At 36.3% G+C, this 21,104-nt stretch carries 20 protein-coding genes; 7 read left to right on the top strand and 13 right to left on the bottom strand.

Features of this window, described 5'->3' with window-relative positions:
- Positions 1 to 9 precede the first annotated feature (9 nt).
- From ABN080_RS01315 to yieE, 10 genes are all read right to left on the bottom strand, one after another.
- On the bottom strand, positions 10 to 564 hold the full coding sequence (locus tag ABN080_RS01315; RefSeq protein ID WP_072069924.1) for a fimbrial protein: 555 nt from the start codon (positions 562 to 564) through the stop codon (positions 10 to 12).
- Positions 542 to 1,240, bottom strand: coding sequence for a fimbrial biogenesis chaperone (locus ABN080_RS01310; RefSeq protein ID WP_349440170.1), 699 nt, complete (start codon positions 1,238 to 1,240; stop codon positions 542 to 544). Before ABN080_RS01310 ends, ABN080_RS01315 begins: the two co-directional genes overlap by 23 nt.
- A 58-nt stretch (positions 1,241 to 1,298) precedes the next feature.
- A complete protein-coding gene (locus ABN080_RS01305; RefSeq protein ID WP_072069926.1) occupies positions 1,299 to 1,850 on the bottom strand; it encodes a fimbrial protein in 552 nt (183 codons plus the stop codon).
- 576 nt (positions 1,851 to 2,426) lie between these two features.
- The gene (locus ABN080_RS01300; RefSeq protein ID WP_072069927.1) at positions 2,427 to 3,806 is read right to left on the bottom strand and encodes an APC family permease; all 1,380 of its coding nucleotides are present in this window, start codon (positions 3,804 to 3,806) and stop codon (positions 2,427 to 2,429) included.
- Positions 3,796 to 4,005: a hypothetical protein gene (locus ABN080_RS18180; RefSeq protein ID WP_371032732.1), complete on the bottom strand. Its 210-nt coding sequence runs from the start codon at positions 4,003 to 4,005 to the stop codon at positions 3,796 to 3,798. The genes ABN080_RS01300 and ABN080_RS18180 overlap by 11 nt, the downstream gene beginning before the upstream one ends.
- A 756-nt stretch (positions 4,006 to 4,761) precedes the next feature.
- Positions 4,762 to 6,780 carry a ligand-gated channel protein gene (locus ABN080_RS01295; RefSeq protein ID WP_349440169.1) on the bottom strand — a complete coding sequence of 673 codons (2,019 nt, stop codon included), beginning with the start codon at positions 6,778 to 6,780 and terminating at the stop codon, positions 4,762 to 4,764.
- Between the two features lie 170 nt (positions 6,781 to 6,950).
- Entirely contained in the window at positions 6,951 to 7,733 is a 783-nt protein-coding gene (locus ABN080_RS01290) for an ABC transporter ATP-binding protein (protein ID WP_349440168.1), read from the bottom strand.
- Positions 7,733 to 8,821, bottom strand: coding sequence for a FecCD family ABC transporter permease (locus tag ABN080_RS01285; RefSeq protein WP_349440166.1), 1,089 nt, complete (start codon positions 8,819 to 8,821; stop codon positions 7,733 to 7,735). The genes ABN080_RS01290 and ABN080_RS01285 overlap by 1 nt, the downstream gene beginning before the upstream one ends.
- A 485-nt stretch (positions 8,822 to 9,306) precedes the next feature.
- Positions 9,307 to 10,797 carry an amino acid permease gene (locus ABN080_RS01280; RefSeq protein ID WP_349440165.1) on the bottom strand — a complete coding sequence of 497 codons (1,491 nt, stop codon included), beginning with the start codon at positions 10,795 to 10,797 and terminating at the stop codon, positions 9,307 to 9,309.
- A 118-nt stretch (positions 10,798 to 10,915) separates the two neighbouring features.
- Positions 10,916 to 11,809, bottom strand: a complete 894-nt coding sequence (gene yieE, locus ABN080_RS01275; RefSeq protein ID WP_349440164.1) for a DNA-binding transcriptional regulator YeiE — start codon at positions 11,807 to 11,809, stop codon at positions 10,916 to 10,918.
- Between the two features lie 184 nt (positions 11,810 to 11,993).
- Between yieE and ABN080_RS01270 the strand changes: the two genes are divergently transcribed.
- Together ABN080_RS01270 and nfo are read left to right on the top strand one after the other, a co-directional pair.
- Complete coding sequence (locus ABN080_RS01270) at positions 11,994 to 13,088, top strand: YeiH family protein (RefSeq protein ID WP_349440163.1); 1,095 nt, start codon at positions 11,994 to 11,996, stop codon at positions 13,086 to 13,088.
- 168 nt (positions 13,089 to 13,256) lie between these two features.
- Positions 13,257 to 14,099: a deoxyribonuclease IV gene (gene nfo / locus ABN080_RS01265; RefSeq protein WP_115351016.1), complete on the top strand. Its 843-nt coding sequence runs from the start codon at positions 13,257 to 13,259 to the stop codon at positions 14,097 to 14,099.
- Positions 14,100 to 14,145: 46 nt separating this feature from the next.
- Here nfo and fruK read toward each other — a convergent pair whose 3' ends face one another.
- Positions 14,146 to 15,084 (bottom strand): 1-phosphofructokinase, encoded by a 939-nt coding sequence (gene fruK, locus ABN080_RS01260; RefSeq protein ID WP_349440162.1) that lies wholly within the window; start codon positions 15,082 to 15,084, stop codon positions 14,146 to 14,148.
- A gap of 186 nt (positions 15,085 to 15,270) precedes the next feature.
- Between fruK and ABN080_RS01255 the strand changes: the two genes are divergently transcribed.
- The 3 genes from ABN080_RS01255 (at position 15,271) to yeiP (ending at position 17,933) form a co-directional block, all read left to right on the top strand.
- On the top strand, positions 15,271 to 15,687 hold the full coding sequence (locus ABN080_RS01255; RefSeq protein ID WP_072069936.1) for a nucleotide triphosphate diphosphatase NUDT15: 417 nt from the start codon (positions 15,271 to 15,273) through the stop codon (positions 15,685 to 15,687).
- Positions 15,688 to 15,977: 290 nt separating this feature from the next.
- Positions 15,978 to 17,219: a tryptophan permease gene (mtr, locus tag ABN080_RS01250; protein WP_349440161.1), complete on the top strand. Its 1,242-nt coding sequence runs from the start codon at positions 15,978 to 15,980 to the stop codon at positions 17,217 to 17,219.
- Between the two features lie 141 nt (positions 17,220 to 17,360).
- Positions 17,361 to 17,933, top strand: coding sequence for an elongation factor P-like protein YeiP (gene yeiP / locus ABN080_RS01245; protein ID WP_072069938.1), 573 nt, complete (start codon positions 17,361 to 17,363; stop codon positions 17,931 to 17,933).
- Between the two features lie 141 nt (positions 17,934 to 18,074).
- On the opposite strand, the gene ABN080_RS01240 is transcribed toward yeiP, so the two are convergent.
- On the bottom strand, positions 18,075 to 18,404 hold the full coding sequence (locus ABN080_RS01240) for a YmdA family protein (RefSeq protein WP_349440160.1): 330 nt from the start codon (positions 18,402 to 18,404) through the stop codon (positions 18,075 to 18,077).
- 266 nt (positions 18,405 to 18,670) lie between these two features.
- Positions 18,671 to 18,982, bottom strand: coding sequence for a YmdA family protein (locus tag ABN080_RS01235; RefSeq protein WP_349440159.1), 312 nt, complete (start codon positions 18,980 to 18,982; stop codon positions 18,671 to 18,673).
- Positions 18,983 to 19,328: 346 nt separating this feature from the next.
- Here ABN080_RS01235 and ABN080_RS01230 point away from each other — a divergent pair, with 346 nt between their 5' ends.
- Both ABN080_RS01230 and mepS read left to right on the top strand, forming a co-directional pair.
- Positions 19,329 to 20,036, top strand: a complete 708-nt coding sequence (locus tag ABN080_RS01230) for a phosphatase PAP2 family protein (protein WP_349440158.1) — start codon at positions 19,329 to 19,331, stop codon at positions 20,034 to 20,036.
- A gap of 364 nt (positions 20,037 to 20,400) precedes the next feature.
- Entirely contained in the window at positions 20,401 to 21,015 is a 615-nt protein-coding gene (gene mepS, locus ABN080_RS01225) for a bifunctional murein DD-endopeptidase/murein LD-carboxypeptidase (RefSeq protein WP_072069942.1), read from the top strand.
- The last annotated feature ends 89 nt before the right edge of the window (positions 21,016 to 21,104 follow it).

The raw sequence follows: 21,104 nt of genomic DNA, 5'->3' as shown, positions 1-21,104 counted from the left end.
TTTACTTTCTCAAGGTTGTATAAGTGTTAATGCTAATATTGCTTTTAGCGTACCGGGATTAACCGCTGAACTGTCTTTCTTAACGAGCTCGACTTCAAAGTCTTTATTTTTATTACCATTTCCTGTTGTAATATAAACAGAACTTGTTCCAGCATTAAAATTAACTAAAGAACAATGATCATCTTTACAATCGTATAGAGCAAAACTCGCATTAGTTGGATTATTCACCGGTGATATTTTGTTATTTGCAATTTGTGTTCCTGATCCCGCTTTTATAACAACTTCCATATCAGGTGTTTCATCAACATAATCCTGGCAAAGATAATTAACTGAAAAAGGTATTTTGTTTTCTTTTTTTACACCTATTTCATCAACATTTTGCATTAATATTGATTGAGAAAACTTCACCGCTTGGTCTGATAAAGTAAAAGCACACGTTCCTTTTGTTACTGAGCCTTTTACTATTACAACCGCAGAATCATCAACAGCGCTATATCCATAAAAAGAGATACAAGTTAATAATGCACCCAATACAATTGGTTTAAAATGTGGCTTTATGTTCATTAAATCCACCTAAATCATCTATTGTACGCCATTGAACACTTCCTTTAGTTACACCTGTAGGTAAGGTATATTTTATCGAACTATAAGGCGCGATCATGGCATTGTTATTGGCCAAACTAACATCTAGCTTTATATTGTTGACAGAAAACCCAGCAAAGTTGACATAATAAGGGGAATTATTAACTACCTTTAATTGTTTGCCTTCCACACTGAATCCTAATTTCTTTTGCGCATCCTCTGATGTCATCGGTAAATTTTTAGGTCGGTAGAAAAGTTTTATAACATTATCAAATCCCACACTTAGGCCCGCTGTGTCAGAATTATTGCTTTGTCCAGGGATCATCTTTGCATGAAAATAAAAAATACTTTCTCTATCTTTCGGTAAAGAATTACTCATGGCATAAATTTTCACTTCATGCCTTGATAAACTATTAATTCTAAAAAGAGGTGGAGTGACTTGAAATACAATTGGGTTTTCATCAGAGGAAATATAGGCTTGTACCAAATAATTCATTTTTGGTTCTTCATTACGAATGATAACACCTACACTATTCTCACCTTCAGGATAAATAAGACGTGTAGCGTTTAAACCCACACCTTTAGAATAAGCAAGTGGAGATATAATCATTAGTAAAATAACAAAAAATTTTCTTATTCTATTTGTAATTTTAATCATTATATTTCTTCTTTAATGAGAGGCTCTATTAGATAGAGCCTCTAAAAATTAAGTAATATTAGTTATAAGCAACAGTAAAAGTAACAGGTACTTTTAATTCATCACTTGTTACTGCACCATTTGTTAAATACAGACCAGCAGTCATCGGAATACGACCAGTACCATCTTTAATGATCTCTTGTCCTAATTTCAGACCTGTTTCAACATTTGGTTTAACTAAAGTATTACTTGCTGTTGCTAGCAATTTTACAGCTAAAGAAGCGGCTGTTGCGTTAGCAAACATTTCAGAATCAAAGTTTGATTTATTACCACGAGCATAAAGATTGATTGTTCCATCAGCTGCTAGTGCTGCTGTACAATTAGAAAGCTCTAAATTAAACGTCTTGTTATCTCCTAATTGATCACCGACGTTTTTGCCAGAAACTTCATCACTCGTGAAGGTTCCCCAATCAATTCTAGAACCTTCTGTTGTTGAAGAAACATCACAACTTGCGGCACGAATTAATGCTTCGAATGACACAGTTGTACCCTGTGTTGCAGCAAAAGCATTACCTGCAACCATAAATCCAGACAACACGATAAACGGAGCAACTTTCTTAATTAAAGACATATTGTTACCTTTCGTTTTTTAAACAAATCGTCTATTGGAATTAGTATTATTCCCTTAATTACCTCAATTAGATGTGAACTAAGAAAATATATTTTCTAATTCTTATTAAAGCGTAGCACAACAATCAAAGCTTACTTATATAACACGCTTAAATTGCATAAGGATAATTATTTAAAATTCTTTATTTATAAAACATTTTCTTTATTTTTAGAATATTCAGCTAATCTTTAATTGAGCATCGATATAATACTTAAAAAATAAAAAAGTATATTTCCAATATATATACTTTGTTTTTCATATATATAGATATGTTTATGTTAATATAAATAATAATTTAATTTAATCTAAATAGGTAAATATAACTAAATACAAATACTTAAGAATAAACTTAGATCCCACATAAAATTATTTTTAATTTTTTTATTTAAATGAGTAAATACCCTTAACTTTATTGTATTCAAATTAATCAATTGGTTATTTATTATCCTGTTCAATTCTAATACTATTTATTTAATGCAAAAAAATGGCCTCATTACTGAGGCCATTTTATTTATCATAATGACAATTCTTAGAATATTACTTCTCTGGCATTTGTGGCATTGGGCGACGGAAACGACGTGTGATCCACACCATATAAAGTATACCAATAGCGCCCCAAACAAGGCCTAATTCCATAGAACCTGGCTCAAGGTTTATCCACAAGACCCCCATTGTCGCTGCACCAATAATAGGTAATATCAGGTAATTAATGTGGTCCATTATTCCTTTATTACGGCGCTCACGAATATAGAACTGTGAAATTACAGACAAGTTCACGAAAGTAAACGCAACCAACGCACCAAAGTTAATTAATGCCGTTGCAGTGACTAAATCGAAGAACACTGCACCTAAGGCTAAGAAACCCACTAATAGCACGTTAAATGCTGGGGTACGCCATTTAGGGTGTACATAACCAAAAGTCTTCTCTGGGAATACCCCATCGCGTCCCATAACATAAAGTAAACGAGCAACACCTGCATGAGCCGCCATGCCTGATGCTAATACTGTTACGCAAGAGAACACTAATATAATGGACTGGAATAAAGCTCCAGCAACATACAGCATTATTTCTGGTTGTGATTCTTCTGGATTTTTGAATCGTGAAATATCAGGGAAATACAGTTGTAAAAAGTAAGAAACCGCAATAAAGATAATTCCGCCAATCAGCGCTGTTAAGAAAATCGCTTTAGGGATAACTTTACCTGCATTTGGTGTCTCTTCTGACAATGTACTGATACCGTCAAAACCTAAGAATGAGAAACAGAGTATTGTTGCTCCAGTTATCATCGGTATAACTTCTGCATCAACAGACGCAAATGGTCTAAAGGTCCATAACTCCCCTGCACCTTCTCCGTTATATACACCGTGGATAAGTAACCCTACAAATACAACCATTACCGCAACTTGCACAATAACAATTGCTGTATTTAAGTTAGCGACAACGTTAATACCACGTAGGTTAAAGAACGTCATTAAAGCCACTAAACCAAATACAAAGATCCACGGTTCAACACCCGGGAATATTGCTTGTAAATAGATTTTCGCCAATAAGATGTTGATCATTGGCATAAATAAATAGTCGAGTAAAGAAGACCAACCCACCATAAAGCCCACATATGGACTCATGGATTTTTGAGCATAAGTATACGCCGAACCAGCTGATGGAAAACGCTTAACTAATTTTCCATAACTTACTGCGGTAAATAAAATTGCAACTAAAGCAATTGCATACGATGTTGCTACGTGACCATTGGTAATGCCAGAAACGATACCAAATGTATCGAAAATAGTCATAGGCTGTAAAAAAGCAAGCCCCATCATGACTACCTGCATTAGTGTCAAGGTTTTACGTAGTTGAACTCGATTGTTAGCACCAGTTTGGTTAGTGCCGATAGAGGAGATGACGTTATCTGACATTCGCGAACCCTCCCATAACTTCGGCTTGAGTATTCAATAAACTCAACCGACAGTTACTGGGAAGACTTCGCATCTGCCTATAAACAGAATAGAATGAAGTTTTTAAGGATGTGTATGTGTTTAGGAGACGCCGTGCTCCGTAGTCATCATTACCGCAGGTGCCGTTTGGCCCGACTGCGAAAGAGAATAATTGTACCATATTAGCATTCCTCTATCATGACAACCCTTTCTCTAAGGGGCTGGCTGCTAATCAAATTATGTTATCTATTCAGACTCAAATGAATCTGACCTCTTGGTGTAGTAATAAATAAAAATGCAAAAAAAAACCGATGCACTTTAAACGCATCAGTCATATTTTTAGTGGGCGCATTTTGCACGTCTCAGACTTAAATAGCAATACATTTTCATCAAAAAACCCTCTTTTTTTACGATCTTTTCAATTCGCAAACTAAGTCAACATATAACGCCACATTTAATTAACAATGATTGTGCTTTTATCACAAATACTGAAATGCAAACATTTCAAAAAACAGAATAACCATAAAAAAACACATCTACAACCAATTGATAAATAAGACTAAAAGCGAATTTAAATTTACCATCAATATCAAATCATCAAAATAAAGTATTTAAAATACATTAATAAGACTAATGATATTATTTTGTTAAAATCCATTTCCATTTTTTAAATAAAACGTTTTTTAATAAAAAACACCTATTTTTTATAGGTTTATTTCGCATAATAAAAATGTCAGTAAACAAATTAAGAACAAAATGATGAATAATACGTAGAAATAACAATATGATAGTCAGAATAAAGCGATTGATAAGATAATTTATTGAGCTAAATATAGACCTCAATATTTAAACTTTCCAGTATTAATTCTCAGCAAATAAAAGATAAAAAAAGACTCCACAAGTGGAGTCTTAATGACACAAACTGAGGGGTAATTAATTAGAAGTTATAGTTCAGACCAATATTGTAACGACGACCTTCTAATGTAGTATTAAAATGTTCTTGGTCAATACGACGATCTAACACGTTGTAAACACCACCAATCACATTTAATTGCTTGGTTAAGCTGTAGCTGGTACCAATATCAACAAATGCATAAGAAGGCGTACCATGTGACATAGAGGTGCGTGATAAGTAATCAGAGGTTTTACCACGGAAGTTAATACGCGCCCATGTTTCCATTTCTGGCGTTGTTTCCCAGTTTAAAGTTGCATTAGCCATATGACGTGGCTGTTTATTTAATGGCTTACCTTTGAAATCACCACTTTTTTGCTCAGTATCTGTAAAAGTATAGTTAGCCGCTAAATTCCACTCTGGTGATATTGTCCAGTTAAAGGTGGCTTCAATACCACGCATATTAGCTTTATCTACGTTCGTTCTATCGCTTACAAAGTCATAAGGGCCGCCACTATTTCCGACACCATCTGCTAATGTACAATCACGTAGATCCGTCATTTTAGAGCCGTCTTTATTGGTACGGCTATCACAACGACGCTCTTCCATGATCTTATCTTTAAAGTCGGTATTGAACAGACCTAAACTTGCTGTCAGGTTTTCACGGTTATCCCAAATAATCGAGATTTCTTCGGTAACTGATTTTTCAGGTTTTAAGCTTGGATTACCATAAATAACCGCATCATAGTTACCACCACCTGTACCTTGTCCCCATGATGCTGTTGCTTGACGTAAATCAGGTGAACGATAACCGGTAGATACCCCACCTTTTAATGTCCACTCGTCAGCAAGATGCCAGACTCCGTAGACACGAGGTGTCCAGTGTGTACCAAAGTTTTCATCTTTATCCATACGCAAACCGCCCGTTAAAGCGAAATCGTTAGTCATTGCCCATTCATCTTCAGCAAATAGTGCCCAACTATAACGGTCTAATTTATTGCTACCTTTAAGTTTATTCCCTTCATCTTTTAATTCTTCATAACGATACTGGGCACCAACACTTAAGGTATGATCACCGAACATTAAAACTGTCTGATTACGTACTGTTGTGTCGTCATAATCCATTTTACGGGATGGATTACGGCTTTCATCACGCTGAACATAAGTATTCATCGTACCAAAGTCATAAACACCATCATGAGTAAGTGCATAATGTGTCAGTTCATAGTCGGTAAAACTACTTTCAGGGGCTTTTCCTCGGCTAGGTGCTCCTGATTTAGAATGCCACACGCGAGAGTCACGATGTTGATTATCTTTTTTAAATTCAAAATCAATCGTGTTCTGCTCATCAGGCGTCCAACTTAAAGTACCACCACCTGTTGCTGTGATCTGACGGTTATAGCCATTCACAATTTTGTCTTCGCTACGATGTGAATATTGACCTTGAATTTTCAAACCCAACACATTATCAATTAGTGGACCACCCGCATAAAAACTGCCTTGATTAGTGTTACCTGAATCTTTACGCTCTGTGATAGTGCTGTCTGCACGTAAACTAAAGTTCCACTCTTTTTGCGCTTTACGGGTAATAATATTGATAACCCCACCCATTGCATCAGAACCATATAAAGAAGACATTGGGCCACGTACAACTTCAATGCGTTCAATGGCAGGTAAAGGCGGTAACCAGCCTTGTTCAATACCCGAGTTATCACTATTAGGACGCGTCTCACGCGATGCAACACGCTTACCATCAACCAAGATCATGGTATATTTTGCATCCATACCACGAATACTAATATCAGAACTACTTCCACCACCTGTTACTAATACGCCAGGAACGTCTTTTAGCGCATCAGTCACGTCACGATAAGACTTAGTTTCTAATTGTTCACGTGTAACAACAGAAACTGACGCAGGCGCATCTTCAACCGTTTGTTTAAACCCAGAAGCAGTTGTAACAAGTAGTTTTTCTACATTTTCAGCTGTTGCAGTCATTACAAAACTTGATGCAATAGCAGCAACAACGCCAAGCGCGATTTTATTTTTATTTAACACTACCATTCCCGATTCTCCAAGAATATATATTCTTTACATTTTATATAGATGGACAGATCGACAATTGCTCAGAAATTAGGGTAATAAATAAATTTAATTACCCTTAGTTATTTTAATATTATTTTTATATCCCTATTTACTGCATCCCTATATTTATTTTTTTCTCTTTTACTTCTCTATAATTTATCCACTAAACCATCAATAATAATTTGAGGTATTCCTTGTGAACAATATTCCAATCGACCTTGAACGCCATAAACATCAGCAAGGCTTTGTGCTGTAATAACTTTATCTGGTGCACCTTGCGCCATTAATTGCCCTTGCTTTAACATTAATATATGTTCACCATGTCGTAAGGCTATATTAATATCGTGGACAACAACGACAGTAATAATATTTCTACGGTGTGTTTCTTTAGCGACTAAATCCATTACATGATATTGGTAATTAAGATCTAATGCGCTTAATGGCTCGTCTAATAATAATAAAGAGGGTTGTCTAATCAATGATTGTGCAAGCCCAACTAATTGTTTTTGACCACCTGACAATTCATCTAAATAACGTAACGCTAAATGCTCAATACCTAATTGACGTAATAAGTGCATTACCTGAGCTTCACTATGTTCATTATGTAATCCGCCAGAAGCACGCTGTGCCACAATAATGGATTCTAAAACATGTAAATGAACACCCGCCGGTAATGTTTGTGGTAAATAGACGACATTTTGGGCACGTTGTGCAAAATTCATCGACGCCAGATCGTTTCCATTTAAACTGATAACACCTGATGATTTATTTAATCCAGCCAATGCTCTTAATAATGTTGATTTTCCACTCCCATTTGGCCCCAATAGTACAGTGACTTTTCCTTTAGGTAATGGCTCAACATCAAGTGCCTTAATGATGAGATGTTTAGCATAGCCAGCGCTAAAATCTTGGATTTTTAATCCTTCAATCATTAGATATTCCCTCTATGACGTAAAATCATACTGAAGAAAAATGGCACACCCACCAGCGATGTCACAATACCAACAGGAATAATGACACCAGGTATTAAATTTTTAGATGCAATCGACGCCAATGATAAAACTAAAGCACCGATTAATGCGCTTGCTGGTAAATAGAAACGATGATCTTCACCAAACATCATACGGGCAATATGAGGTGCAACTAACCCAATAAAAGCAATTGGCCCAACAAAAGCAACCGCCAGTGCCGTTAAAATACTAATCCGCAGTAATGAGCCTAATCTTAAGCGTTTTACATCAATACCAAAGCTAATCGCCCTGTCTTCACCTAATCGCAATGCAGTTAGTTTCCATGAACTTAGCCATGAAATCACCATAATGACAGCGAAAGCCCCAGCCATAACCCCAAGTTTTACCCATGTTGCACGCGCTAAACTTCCCATTGTCCAGAAAACAAGTCCTTGAAGAGTATCTTCTGTCGCAATAAATTGCATCATTGAAACCAATGCATTGAAAGTAAACACCATGGCAATACCAAAAAGCACAACACCTGATGTCGGAACACGAGTCCAACGTGTAATTCCATCCAATAACAAGGCTGATAACAATGCAAAAAGAAATGCATTGGCTGAAATAAACCATTGATCAGGAATGCCAGGAATACCAATACCGAGCACAATGGCTAATGCCGCACCAAATGATGCCGCATTTGATAAACCTAATGTAAATGGGCTTGCTAAAGGGTTATTTAAAATGGTCTGCATTTCTGCACCCGCTAACCCTAGCGACATACCTACCACCACTGCCATTAAGGCATAAGGTAAGCGAATATCCCATACAATTACTCTTGAACCTGCATCAACAAGCTCAGGCTGAAAAAGTGTTGTTAATAATTTATCCAGTGATAAACCTGAAGGTCCCATGATGAAATCTAACACCACCGAACCACAAATAATTAAAATGATAACGCCTAGCCATAACATGCGTTTATTCATCATTTTACGATAGTGTTTTTTCACGCTATCTGATGCGTTTTTTTCATGCTCTTGTGTCGCGAGTCGCTCTGACATCATGCTCATATCAATTGTTGTACCTGATCTTTTTTTTACGTTTTTCTGCCATTATCTGCCGTTTTGAAAGGCAAAGACATACCGTACAACTCATCAACTGTTTTTTATAATCAAAGAGCAAATTATCAATCTGGGACAATCTATTTAACAAAGAAGTGAGTCGCCAAATTATTATACGGTGAAATATATTCGCTGTATAACTTATTACATGGCGAAATTTGATTGGTGTACTGTTATAAGCAATAAAAGGATTAACTGTGATCAGACCGATTACATTAAGCATATTATTTACAACCAATAGCATCGACATTCATTTATCAGAAAACAAATCATGCGCTAACAATAAAGCAAATAATAACTATTATCAATGCGATTCCCGAGATAATTAGGTCTTTTACATGCTTTTTATCTTCTTGTGGCTAAAAAAATAAAAAATGCCCACTTTACTGTGATAAGTATCACAAAGTAGGCATTTTAATGCATTGATTTATTGGTTATTTTTTATTCGCAATATGGGTTGGAAATTCCATTTCGTTATAACGAATAAAGCGGGTTTTCTTCACAATTTTATAAGTAAACCAAATTAACAAGAATAATGGGATACCAATATAGGTTGCAATTGCACCATACCAATCAATCGTATCTTCTAAGAATGCTTGGTAATTTTGTCCTAATGTAATGATCAAGCAGAGAATAAAAGCAAAAATTGGACCAATTGGGAAGAAACCTGAACGATAAGGTAAGTCATTTAAATCGCGTCCTTGTGCAACATAACCTCTGCGGAAACGATAGTGACTAATTGCAATGCCTAGCCATGCAATAAAACCTGTCATTCCTGAGGTGTTTAATAACCACAAGTAGACAGTTTGGTTTCCATACATTGAGCTTAAGAAACACAGACCTGCAACAACGGTTGTTGCATAAAGTGCATTACGTGGCACACCATTTTTAGACAATTTACCAAAGCATTTTGGCGCTTTGCCTTCTCTTGCTAGTGTAAATAGCATCCGAGTTGAGGCATACATACCTGAGTTACCCGCAGAAAGAACCGCCGTTAAAATTACGGCATTCATAATTGCAGCAGCAGACAGTAATCCTGCATTTTTAAAGACTAACGTGAATGGGCTAACGCTAATATCGCCAACATCATTACGTAATAAACTTGGATCAGTATAAGGAATAATTAAGCTAATGATTAAAATAGCAAAGATATAAAACAGCAAAATACGCCAGAAAACTTTACGCACAGCCTTTGGAATGTTTTTAGCCGGATCTTTAGATTCTCCCGCCGCGATACCAATTAACTCTGTACCTTGGAATGAGAAACCAACAATCATAGCGACACCAATCATGGCTGCAAATCCACCCGCAAAAGGTGCATCACCAATTTCCCAATTATGCCAACCTGCGTTTTCAGCTCCTTTCATAATGCCAGTGATCATCGCAATACCTACAACAATAAAGATAATCACGGTGGAAACTTTGATCAAAGAGAACCAATATTCAGCCTCACCAAATCCTTTTACAGAGATATAGTTAAGCAAGAATATAACGCCAAGGAATAGAGCACTCCAGATCCAACCATCAACATCAGGGAACCAATAAAGCATGACTAATTGTGCAGCAACAAGGTCAACTGCAATGGTAACTGCCCAGTTGTACCAATAGTTCCAACCTAATGCAAAACCAAAGCCTTCTTCTACATACTTAGAACCGTAAGTTGAGAAAGAGCCGGATACGGGCATAAATGCGGCTAACTCACCAAGGCTTGTCATTAGAAAATAGACCATCAGCCCAATTAAAGCATAAGAGAGTAATGCCCCACCAGGCCCTGCTTGAGCAACCGTAGCCCCTGATGCGACAAAAAGTCCTGTACCAATTGAACCACCAATAGCGATCATCGCTAAATGCCGCGCCTTTAATTCTCGGCGCAAAGTCTGCTGTACTGTGCCCGACTTAGCAGTACTTTTTTGTTGTTCTGACATAACATTCCACTTTTATATTCACTTTTCTGACGAGGATTGTAGCAAATCTGTCGTTCGTGAATAGCAAGGATCCATGATTATAAGATACCTTCATAATCGGGCGTCAATTATTAGCAATTTATGAAAAATTGCTGATTAAGTGTTCAGCATTACAATATGTCAGCAGTTTTTTCAGTGCATCAGAGACATGTTTTTGGCGGTGATACACCAGATATAGGGTACGTTGTAATGCCAACCCTTCTACTTTTATCTCTTTTAATGAGCCGTTATTAATCTGTTCCTCAATAACTCGACGAGATAAACAACTGATACCCATTTCATACATAACTGCGTGTTTTATCGCTTCTGAATTACCTAATTCCATTTCAATGCGATAGCCTGGCAAAGAAGCAAAAAGAAGATGATTAAGAACATCTCGAGTTCCTGAACCATTTTCTCGTAAGATCCAAGGTGCTGATTGTAAATCAGCTAAAGTCACTTTTGTTGCTTTAGCTAAGGGATGATCTGGTGAGCAAAAAACAACCATTTCATCTAGAAGCCATTTTTGGCTAATTAACTCAGAACTTTGACAAGCACCTTCAATTAATCCTAAATCAACCCGGAACTCACTCACGAGCTTAACGACTTCTTCTGTATTCCCAATGCTCATTTCTAATGGAATATCAGGGTAATTACGATGAAAATTACCCAGCATTTTTGGAAGAATGTAATTACCTATTGTGGTACTAGCAGCAATACGTAAAGCACCATTTCCAGCCTGAAATAGTTGTTCAATTTCGATTGCACGTTCAAGTAAAGATAATGCTCTGGGATAAAGTAATCGACCATGTTCATTCGTAACAAGACGTTTTCCCACTCTATCAAAAAGCTGTACTCCTAATTGGCTTTCTAGATCAGTTAAAGAAGCACTGACAGCAGATTGAGATAGAGCAAGCTGTTGTGATGCTTGCGTTGTAGAACCACTTTTAAGAACTTCAGTAAAGACTTCCAGTTGCCGCAACGTAATTCGCATGTCCATTCCACCTTTGAGCCGTCATTGTAATAACATACTATCCACAAACCAGTAACATACCAAGCACATTTAAGAAAATACACCTATATTAGTTTTACTGGTTATTATTATAAAAATAATGAGTTTAATAAATAAGATTGGTTGTTATATGCTTATGCAAAATTCATATAAGCAAGGTTTTTCTATGTCAGAGCAAAGTCAACCTATTACATTGGCGAAAAAATGTGTTACTCCAATTTATCGCTGGCTCCCTGGTTTATTATTAACAGGCGTATTAACTGCGCTTGCTATTTATATTGGTGATATCCCTTGGTTTTCTAACATGGGTTTAGGTGCATTAACGCTGGCGATCTTATTCGGTATTATTATTGGTAATACGCTTTATCCTGTTGCAAAACCCTATAGTGATGAAGGTGTCAAATTCGCCAAACACTATTTATTACGCACAGGTATTATTTTGTATGGTTTCAGACTAACGTTTCAGCAAATTGCTGATGTGGGTGCAACCGGTTTAATTATAGATGCAATTATGCTGACATCGACTTTTCTTATTGCAATGTGGATCGGTCGAAAATATTTTGGGCTAGATGAACAAACGGTGATCTTGATTGGTGCCGGTAGTAGTATTTGCGGTGCGGCGGCTGTTATGGCAACAGAGCCGGTTGTCAAAGCACAAGCAAGCCAAGTAGCGGTAGCGGTGTCTACGGTTGTGATTTTTGGGACTATTGGTATTTTTCTTTATCCTTGGTTCTATCACTTAAATGCATTTGCAGGCTGGTTGCCATTTACAGAAGAAACTTTTGGTATTTTTTCAGGTTCAACAATTCATGAAGTGGCTCAAGTCGTTGCTGTAGGACACTCAATTAGCCCTGACGCTGAAAATGCAGCCGTTATTAGTAAAATGATCCGCGTAATGATGCTGGCGCCATTCTTAATTATTCTTTCAACTTATTTAAGTAAAAAGAAAAGTAAGGCAAACAATGGCGCACAAACTACCGAAAAAAGTCCAATCACTATTCCTTGGTTCGCCGTATTCTTTATTTTAATGGCTGGTTTCAATTCTTTAAATTTAATTCCAGCTTCTATTGTTAGTTACATTGTGACTATCGATACCATTTTATTAGCAATGGCAATGGTGGCATTAGGTTTAACAACACATATTAGCGCTATCCGACAAGCCGGTATCAAACCATTATTATTAGCTTTATTCTTATTTTTCTGGTTAACCCTTGGTGGTGCGATAATTAATATCTTTATTCAAACTGTGCTGATGTCTTAATAGGAATATCGATAAAAATTACCCTCCCCTTAAATTTTCGCCTTGAGAAGTGTTTTTTATTATTGCGCAACTTTTTAGTTGCGCTTTTTTGCTTTTATTATCTCAATATGATGTTATACGCTTGTATGTTTGTTATCGTGGTGTGAAATAAATCTAAGGAGAGAAGTAATGAAATTTGTTGGCGCACATGTCAGTGCTGCTGGTGGCGTCGATCAGGCGGTATTACGCGCACATGAAATCAAAGCTACTGCGTTTGCTCTTTTTACTAAAAACCAGCGCCAGTGGAAAGCCGCTCCATTATCCACAGAAGTCATTGATAAATTTAAAAAGAACTGTGAACTTTATGGTTATGGCCCTTCTCAAATTTTACCCCATGACAGTTATCTAATTAATTTAGGCCATCCTGAAGAAGAAGCGCTTGAAAAATCGAGAGACGCTTTTTTAGATGAAATGCAACGTTGCGAACAACTTGGCATTGAACTACTTAATTTTCATCCTGGTAGCCACTTAAATAAAATTGATGTTGATAAATGCTTACAAAAAATAGCTCAGTCAATTAACATCACTTTAGAAAAAACAAAAAATGTTACCGCTGTTATTGAAAATACAGCTGGCCAAGGTACTAATTTGGGTTATCGTTTCGAACATCTTGCGGCGATTATTGATGGTGTTGAAGATAAATCTCGCGTTGGCGTTTGTATTGATACTTGTCACACCTTCGCTGCTGGTTATGATCTAAGAACCCGTGAAGAGTGTGAAAAAACCTTTGCTGAGTTTGAAAAAATAGTCGGCTTCCAATACTTAAAAGCGATGCACTTAAACGACGCTAAAAGTGAATTAGCAAGTCGAGTTGACCGTCACCATAGCTTAGGTGAAGGCAATATTGGCAAAGTTCCTTTCAGTTATATTATGCAAGATGCACGTTTTGACGGTATTCCACTAATTTTAGAAACTATTAACCCTGATATTTGGCCTGATGAAATCGCTTGGTTAAAATCACAACAAGCCTAAATTTGGTATTCTTTGCGGTTTATCCCAAAATAAACCGCAAATAGCATTATTTTATTGGTATTAACGCAATTTTAGTCATCATCTGAGCAAGTTGGCTTCTATCTTTAATTCCTACATCAGGCTGACTCACAGATAACGCAGAAATGGCCGTTGCTAAACGTAGCGTATGTTCGCTAGTTTGGCTCATTAATAAACCGTAAACTAATCCCGCAACCATTGAATCACCAGCTCCTACAGTGCTTACTACATCACAATGCGGTGGTTTAGCTAGCCAAGCACCAGAAGCATTTACCCATAATGCTCCCTTTTCACCTAATGAAATAACAACATGTGCAATGCCTTTATCCCTCAATTGATGCGCTGCTTTAATAACATCTGTCATTTCAGTCAGTGAATGTCCAACCCAGGCTTCTAACTCCCGATGGTTTGGTTTTATTAACCAAGGTGCGGCTTTTAACCCTGCCACTAGTGCATCACGACTACTATCAAAAATAATGCAAGGACACAACTGCCTTAATTTAATCATCCACCGTGTAAAGGCTTCAGGGTCAACACCATTAGGTAGGCTGCCACTAACAACCACCATATCAAAATGCCCCAGCCAATTAAGTGAGTCTGTTGCAAAACGCTGCCAATCTTGTGGTGATACCGTAAACCCTGAAAAATTAAAATCAGTAACCTGCCCTTTTCCCTCAGTCAATTTCACATTAATGCGTGTACGGCCAGATACCAAATAAAAGCGGTTAGCCATTCCATTTTCACTAAAAAAATGCTGAAACTCTTCTTGATTTTCGCGCCCCATAAATCCACTGACAGTAATATCTACCCCTAAATCACGTAAGACTTTCGCGACATTATTACCTTTCCCCGCGGGATTAAGCCCAGCTGTTCGGACTAAATTAACACCACCTACGTCAATTGCGGAGCAAGCACCAACAAGATCATAGGCAGGGTTTAAAGTGATCGTAGCGACACGGCGACTCATGCCTTTACTCTCCAATCGTTTTTATTATGAATATTTAGGGGCTATATATAGCACTAATTAACCTTAAGTTCAGTGAAATTGCATCGGTTCTTCTTGACTCTCACTCTTCTCCAAGGACAATAATGCTCATAAAAAATGACTTATCTATCCGTTATCAATAACTATATAAAAAATAAGGAGCCTAGAATGTCAGTCGTGGTCGGTGTTGGCGTGATTATTGTAAATGAAAAAGGTGAAGTATTATTAGGAAAACGCTGTGGAACACACGCACCTTATTGGTCAATTTTTGGTGGTCATGTCGATGATGGTGAAACCTTTGAACAATGCGCCATTCGCGAAATAAAAGAAGAAATTGGCATAGCTATTACATCACCTAAAGTAATTGGCATTAGTAATAATTTAGAGACTTACCAATTAGAAGGTAAACACACTGTTTCTATTTGCATGATTGCACAATACCAAGGCGATGAGCCTAAATTAATGGAGCCAGACAAATGTTCTGAGATCCGCTGGTGTTCACCGAATGATTTACCTGAACCTCATTTTGAAGCCAGCCGTAACTCCATTGCATTATGGAAAAATAAACAGTTTTACCAAAGCTAATTGGAACCCATCTATCACCTTCATTATTCTGAATGTTTTTTGTTCAGAATAATGTTTTCAACGTTTGATCTTGCCTAAAAAACTACTTATTTAATTCTCGATTTCTTTATCATTTCTGATAATGCTTACACTAATCTATTGATTTATATGATCGCCTCCTTCTACTGTATTATTTTTATTCACTTTTTTCTTTTATAAAGCACAATAACCTCTATTTACACTCTGAATACAAACGTGTATTCTTTACACCATCAAGCTAGTACATTGAGTCAATTTAATAAGGACATCTTATGTCAGAAGTCACATCAATAACAAAGCGTCCATCCATACTTGGTGGCGCAATGATCATAGCAGGCACCGCTGTCGGTGCTGGCATGTTTTCCATCCCTATTGTGACTTCCGGTGTCTGGTTTACCGGTTCTATTTCTCTTTTGATCTACACTTGGTTTTGTTTATTTATGTCTGGGTTAATGATCTTAGAAGTGAACCTTCATTATCCTTTAGGCTCAAGCTTTCATACCATTACCAAAGACTTATTAGGAAAAGGCTGGAGTACTATTAATGGACTATCGATTGCGTTTGTTCTTTATATTTTAACTTACGCTTATATTTCTGCGGGTAGCTCCATTATTGTGCAGAACTTTGCAGAGGTGGTCAGCGTACCACAAGCTATTGCAGGTTTAGTCTTTGCATTAATTGTTGCTTTCTTTGTTTGGTTATCAACACGTGCAGTGGATAGATTAAGCACCATTTTAATTGGCGGTATGGTAATTGCTTTTGTGTTAGCCATTGGTGGCTTATTTACAGAAGTAAAAATGCCTGTGTTATTTAATACAAATGAAAGTAATGCGAGTTATTTACCTTATGCTTTAGCCGCACTCCCTTACTTACTGACCTCATTTGGTTATCATGGCAATATCCCAGGCTTAGTAACGTATTACCGTAAAGATGGCAAAGCCGTCATGAAAAGCTTGTTGATTGGTACACTGATTTCACTAGCAATTTATATTTTATGGCAGTTTGTTGTACAAGGTAATATTCCTCGTGAAGGATTCAAGCAAGTCATTGCTGATGGTGGGAATATTGGTAATTTACTAGCACAAATGCGTTCAACAACTGCCAATGCTACTGTATCATTGTTACTAGATTTGTTCTCTTATATGGCATTAGCAAGCTCATTCTTAGGAGTTTCATTAGGATTATTCGATTACTTAGCGGACTTCTTTAAATTTTCCAATACAGGAAGTGGTCGATTTAAATCTGCTCTAGTGACGTTTATACCACCGACTATTTTGGCCATTATTTTTCCTGATGGTTTCTTATATGCTATTGGATTTGCAGGACTCGCAGCAACTATTTGGGCAGCAATTATTCCAGCCTTAATGGCAAAGGCCAGTCGCCAACGTCATCAAGGTCAGAGCTTTAAAGCGCCAGGTGGTATGTTTATGATTGGATTTGTTATTTTATTCGGCATCATCAATGCTAGTGCACATATTTTAGCAAACTTTAATCTTCTTCCTATCTACCGCTAATCACTTCACTAAAAGCCAGCATTGCTGGCTTTATTTTTTCATTAAATCTTATAAAAAATTGCGTGAATAACTTGCCAAGTTTCTGCACTGCGAGTAATTTTGTCGCCATTATCGTCAATGTTATTTAATGGAAGGTTTTATATGGCAAAAGCCAATGAAATTAAACGTGGTATGGCTGTTAGTTATAACAACAAATTATTACTGGTAAAAGATATCGACATTCAAGCACCCAGTGCTCGAGGCGCAAGTACTCTGTATAAAATGCGTTTTACCGATATCCGTACAGGCCAAAAAGTAGAAGAGCGTTTTAAAGGCGATGATATGGTTGACACCATCAACTTAACTCGTCGTGCTGTTAGCTTTTCTTACATTGATGGTGATGAGTATATCTTTATGGACAACGAAGATTACACTCCTTATACCTTCAAAAAAGATCAAATCGAAGACGAATTACTGTTTATTCCTGAGGAAGGCTTAGCGGGAATGCAAGTATTAACAATGGATGGTCAGGTTTTAGCATTAGAACTGCCACAAACTGTTGATATGGAAATTGTTGAAACTGTTCCAGGTATTAAAGGCGCGTCAGCAAGTGCGCGTACTAAACCAGCAACATTACCTACAGGATTAGTTATTCAGGTCCCTGAGTACCTTTCTACTGGCGACAAAGTGCGTATACATATTGCTGAACGTCGCTATATGGGACGAGCTGACTAAAATTAATAGTCAAAACATCTACTCATTAGCGTATTGCTAATGTTGTTCTAAATAGGTCAGATAATCGTAAGAAACCCAATGTGACAAACGATTATTTGACTTGTTTATCCTTGTTACTTTTCTCTACAACCCATTGATGCTTTAAAAATATTGAACGTCAATAACACCATTTTTTTGCGTATTATCCATCCAACGGATCTCAGCCTTACCCATATCTTGAGGCAAAATTATTATTTGTTGGGGATTATCAAAAGAAGTAGGAACAATGGATTGAGTAGATGTAAACACTTTGTTGTGTTTGTAACACTGATATTCAGCTTTATCTAAAGTAAAATTCATTTCACATGCAGGATCAACAATCGCACCCCGCAGATAAATCTGCCCTGTTGTTTGAATGGGATCAGATGCCCAAGCTAATGATATCGAACTGGAAACGAGAAGACTACATACTACGGTCAGATATTTTCTCATAACGACCTCACTTCTTGTTTGCGCTAGTAGGTATGAGGATCACACCCACCCGACATATTTTCATCATAGCAATAAAATATGACATTCATATAGACATAAGAAGAATATTTGATGTCTATCAAATATAAATGTTCGATATTTATAAATAAGAAATCAACGTTAATCAAACTTAAGTCAAATATTTGTAGCTTTAATAACTGTTTTATAAAATCATTAAAATTTTATTTAAAAAATACAATTATTGTTATTATTCTATTCTTGTGTAATTAATTATAAACAATATTCATTATAGCTAAGTTGTCATTAATCCACTTAATATCCATAGAACCTTTGTTGTTAATCAATTTCGAGCTAAATTGTTTATTCCTTTCTAATTGATATTGAGATTCCTGCATTTCACTACCATTCCAACATTTTGTTTTAAAAGTATTTTTATCTGTATCCATTAAACAATTACCTTCAACAATCGCACCAACAAAAGTGATTGTTCCGGAGCCTATAACTTTATTTTCCTTACCAAAAGAAGGTGCACTTAATAATAAAGACAAGCACATAGCTGCAATATAAAGCTTCTTCAAAACTGATCTCCTCTGATTATTGTGCGTAGAAATCTGACAAGCCAATATGTTATTAAAGTCATAACTAATATCGGCTTGTTACTTTATTTATTTAATTTTTATCTTTAATAAAAGAATAGAAAAAAATTATAAGACGCTCAAATTAAGACTACCAAGAAAAAACACTATAAATTTAAGTTAAGTGAGAATGAGTGAGGATAACAAAAATGAAATAAATAGATAACATTTATCTAAGCAATAAATTGCAAAGATATATTTTTTTATTTTGACTATAGTCCTATAATCAAACTTAAACTTATTGTGATCTAGATCACCAAAAACATGTGAAATTTGTCATTTAATTACTATGAAACTTTCTAATTTTCACCAAAAAGCTCTCGCCATTTTTCTACTTAACCTTGTGAGCCTCATTATTTTCCTTTCTTGGTATCTTCCAGCACAACATGGATTTTGGCTATCAATAGACACCCATATTTTTTATTATTTTAATCAACATATTTTGCCTGATACTTTTTTCGCGACTTTTGTTGCTTACGTTAATAATAGAAAATTTGATTTAGTCATTTTGTTAGCTATGGGCGTACTTTATTACAATACTTTTCGTCAAAAAGATTATAAAGGTAAACGCCATCTTATAATTGTAGGATTAGTGATGGTAATCAGCGCTGTACTGATTAATCAAATTGGACAAAATATTCCAATAGAAAGACCCAGCCCAACACTTTATTTTCAAGATGCACATAGAGTAGGAGTTGTGACTGGCATTCCAACAAAAGATGCCTCTGGTGACAGCTTTCCTGGCGATCATGGCTTAATGTTACTTATCTTTTGTAGCTTTATATTACGTTATCTTTCATTCCGCGCTTTCTTGTGGGCACTGCTTATTACCGTTGTGTTCGCATTACCTCGAGTAATGGCTGGCGCACATTGGGCTTCTGATATATTAGTTGGTTCTATTTCTTTAACTTTAATCACAACAAGTTGGTTATTAATCACACCATTATCAGATGTTATTGTCAGACAATTAGATAAATATCTTCCTTTTAAAAAATAAAAGAAAAAATACCTCAGATTAATTAAAAAAGAATAAGTGCAAACATAATGGCACTTATTCTTTTGGTCATTTTTTGACATTTGAATGATATTATGATGACAAATGAGATCTATTTTAAGTATTAGCACTTTATTATCTAATGTTTTGTAAATTAAACCCCTTTTCTCTCGCCATTTAACGCCTCTTTCTGTACACTTTTCTGGTTTCCTCATTATTTATTGTTTAATGTGGATATTTACGTGCTTTAGAGCACGTTTTTCGCGAAATAGGGTTGCCAGAGTTAAATTACACTATATTCTCTGGTTATTTGGTGAATAATTCAGGTGCACTTCTGCACGTAAGGATGTAAGGGAAATCTGTCACAATGAGAACAAAACCGTATATGAGAATGCTTAAGCTCATACCGGCGTTCATTGTTGTAGCTACGCTATCGGCCTGTAGCTCACAGAACGCAAATTCACGCTTAGCGAATTCAAGCACTACCCCACTTAATACATCATCAAGCACTTCTATTTCCCAAGCATCTCAAGATGAATTTGAATCATTGGTGAAGAATCTCGATATAAAATCTAAGATACTTGACCAATATGCAGACTGGAAAGGCGTCGCTTATCGCTTAGGTGGAGATACTAAAAAAGGCATCGACTGCTCTGCCTTTGTACAAAGAACCTTCCTTGACCAATTCGGTGTAGAACTACCTCGCTCAACCTCAGACCAACAATTCTCAGGTACTCAGGTTAACAAATCAAAATTACAAGCAGGTGATTTAGTTCTATTTAAGACAGGCCGTACTATGCGCCATGTTGGTATTTATATAGGAAATGATAAATTTGTACACGCATCCACCAGCAACGGGGTGACGGTGTCAGAAATGTCTAATGTCTACTGGAATAAACGTTTTTACGCGGCAAGACGTGTTATAGAAAATAATGATGCAACCCTTGCTGAGAACAACTTTTCAAAAAGTGTATTAAGATAACTAATTCCCTTATATCTTATTGCAAATAAAAAGCCTCATTATCAAATAAATGAGGCTTTTTTGTGTTCTTTAATCATTTTGTAAATCAC

Source organism: Proteus sp. fly-1089, from assembly GCF_040138965.1.
GTDB lineage: Bacteria > Pseudomonadota > Gammaproteobacteria > Enterobacterales > Enterobacteriaceae > Proteus > Proteus vulgaris_B.
This window is presented reverse-complemented; position numbering and strand designations above follow the sequence as displayed.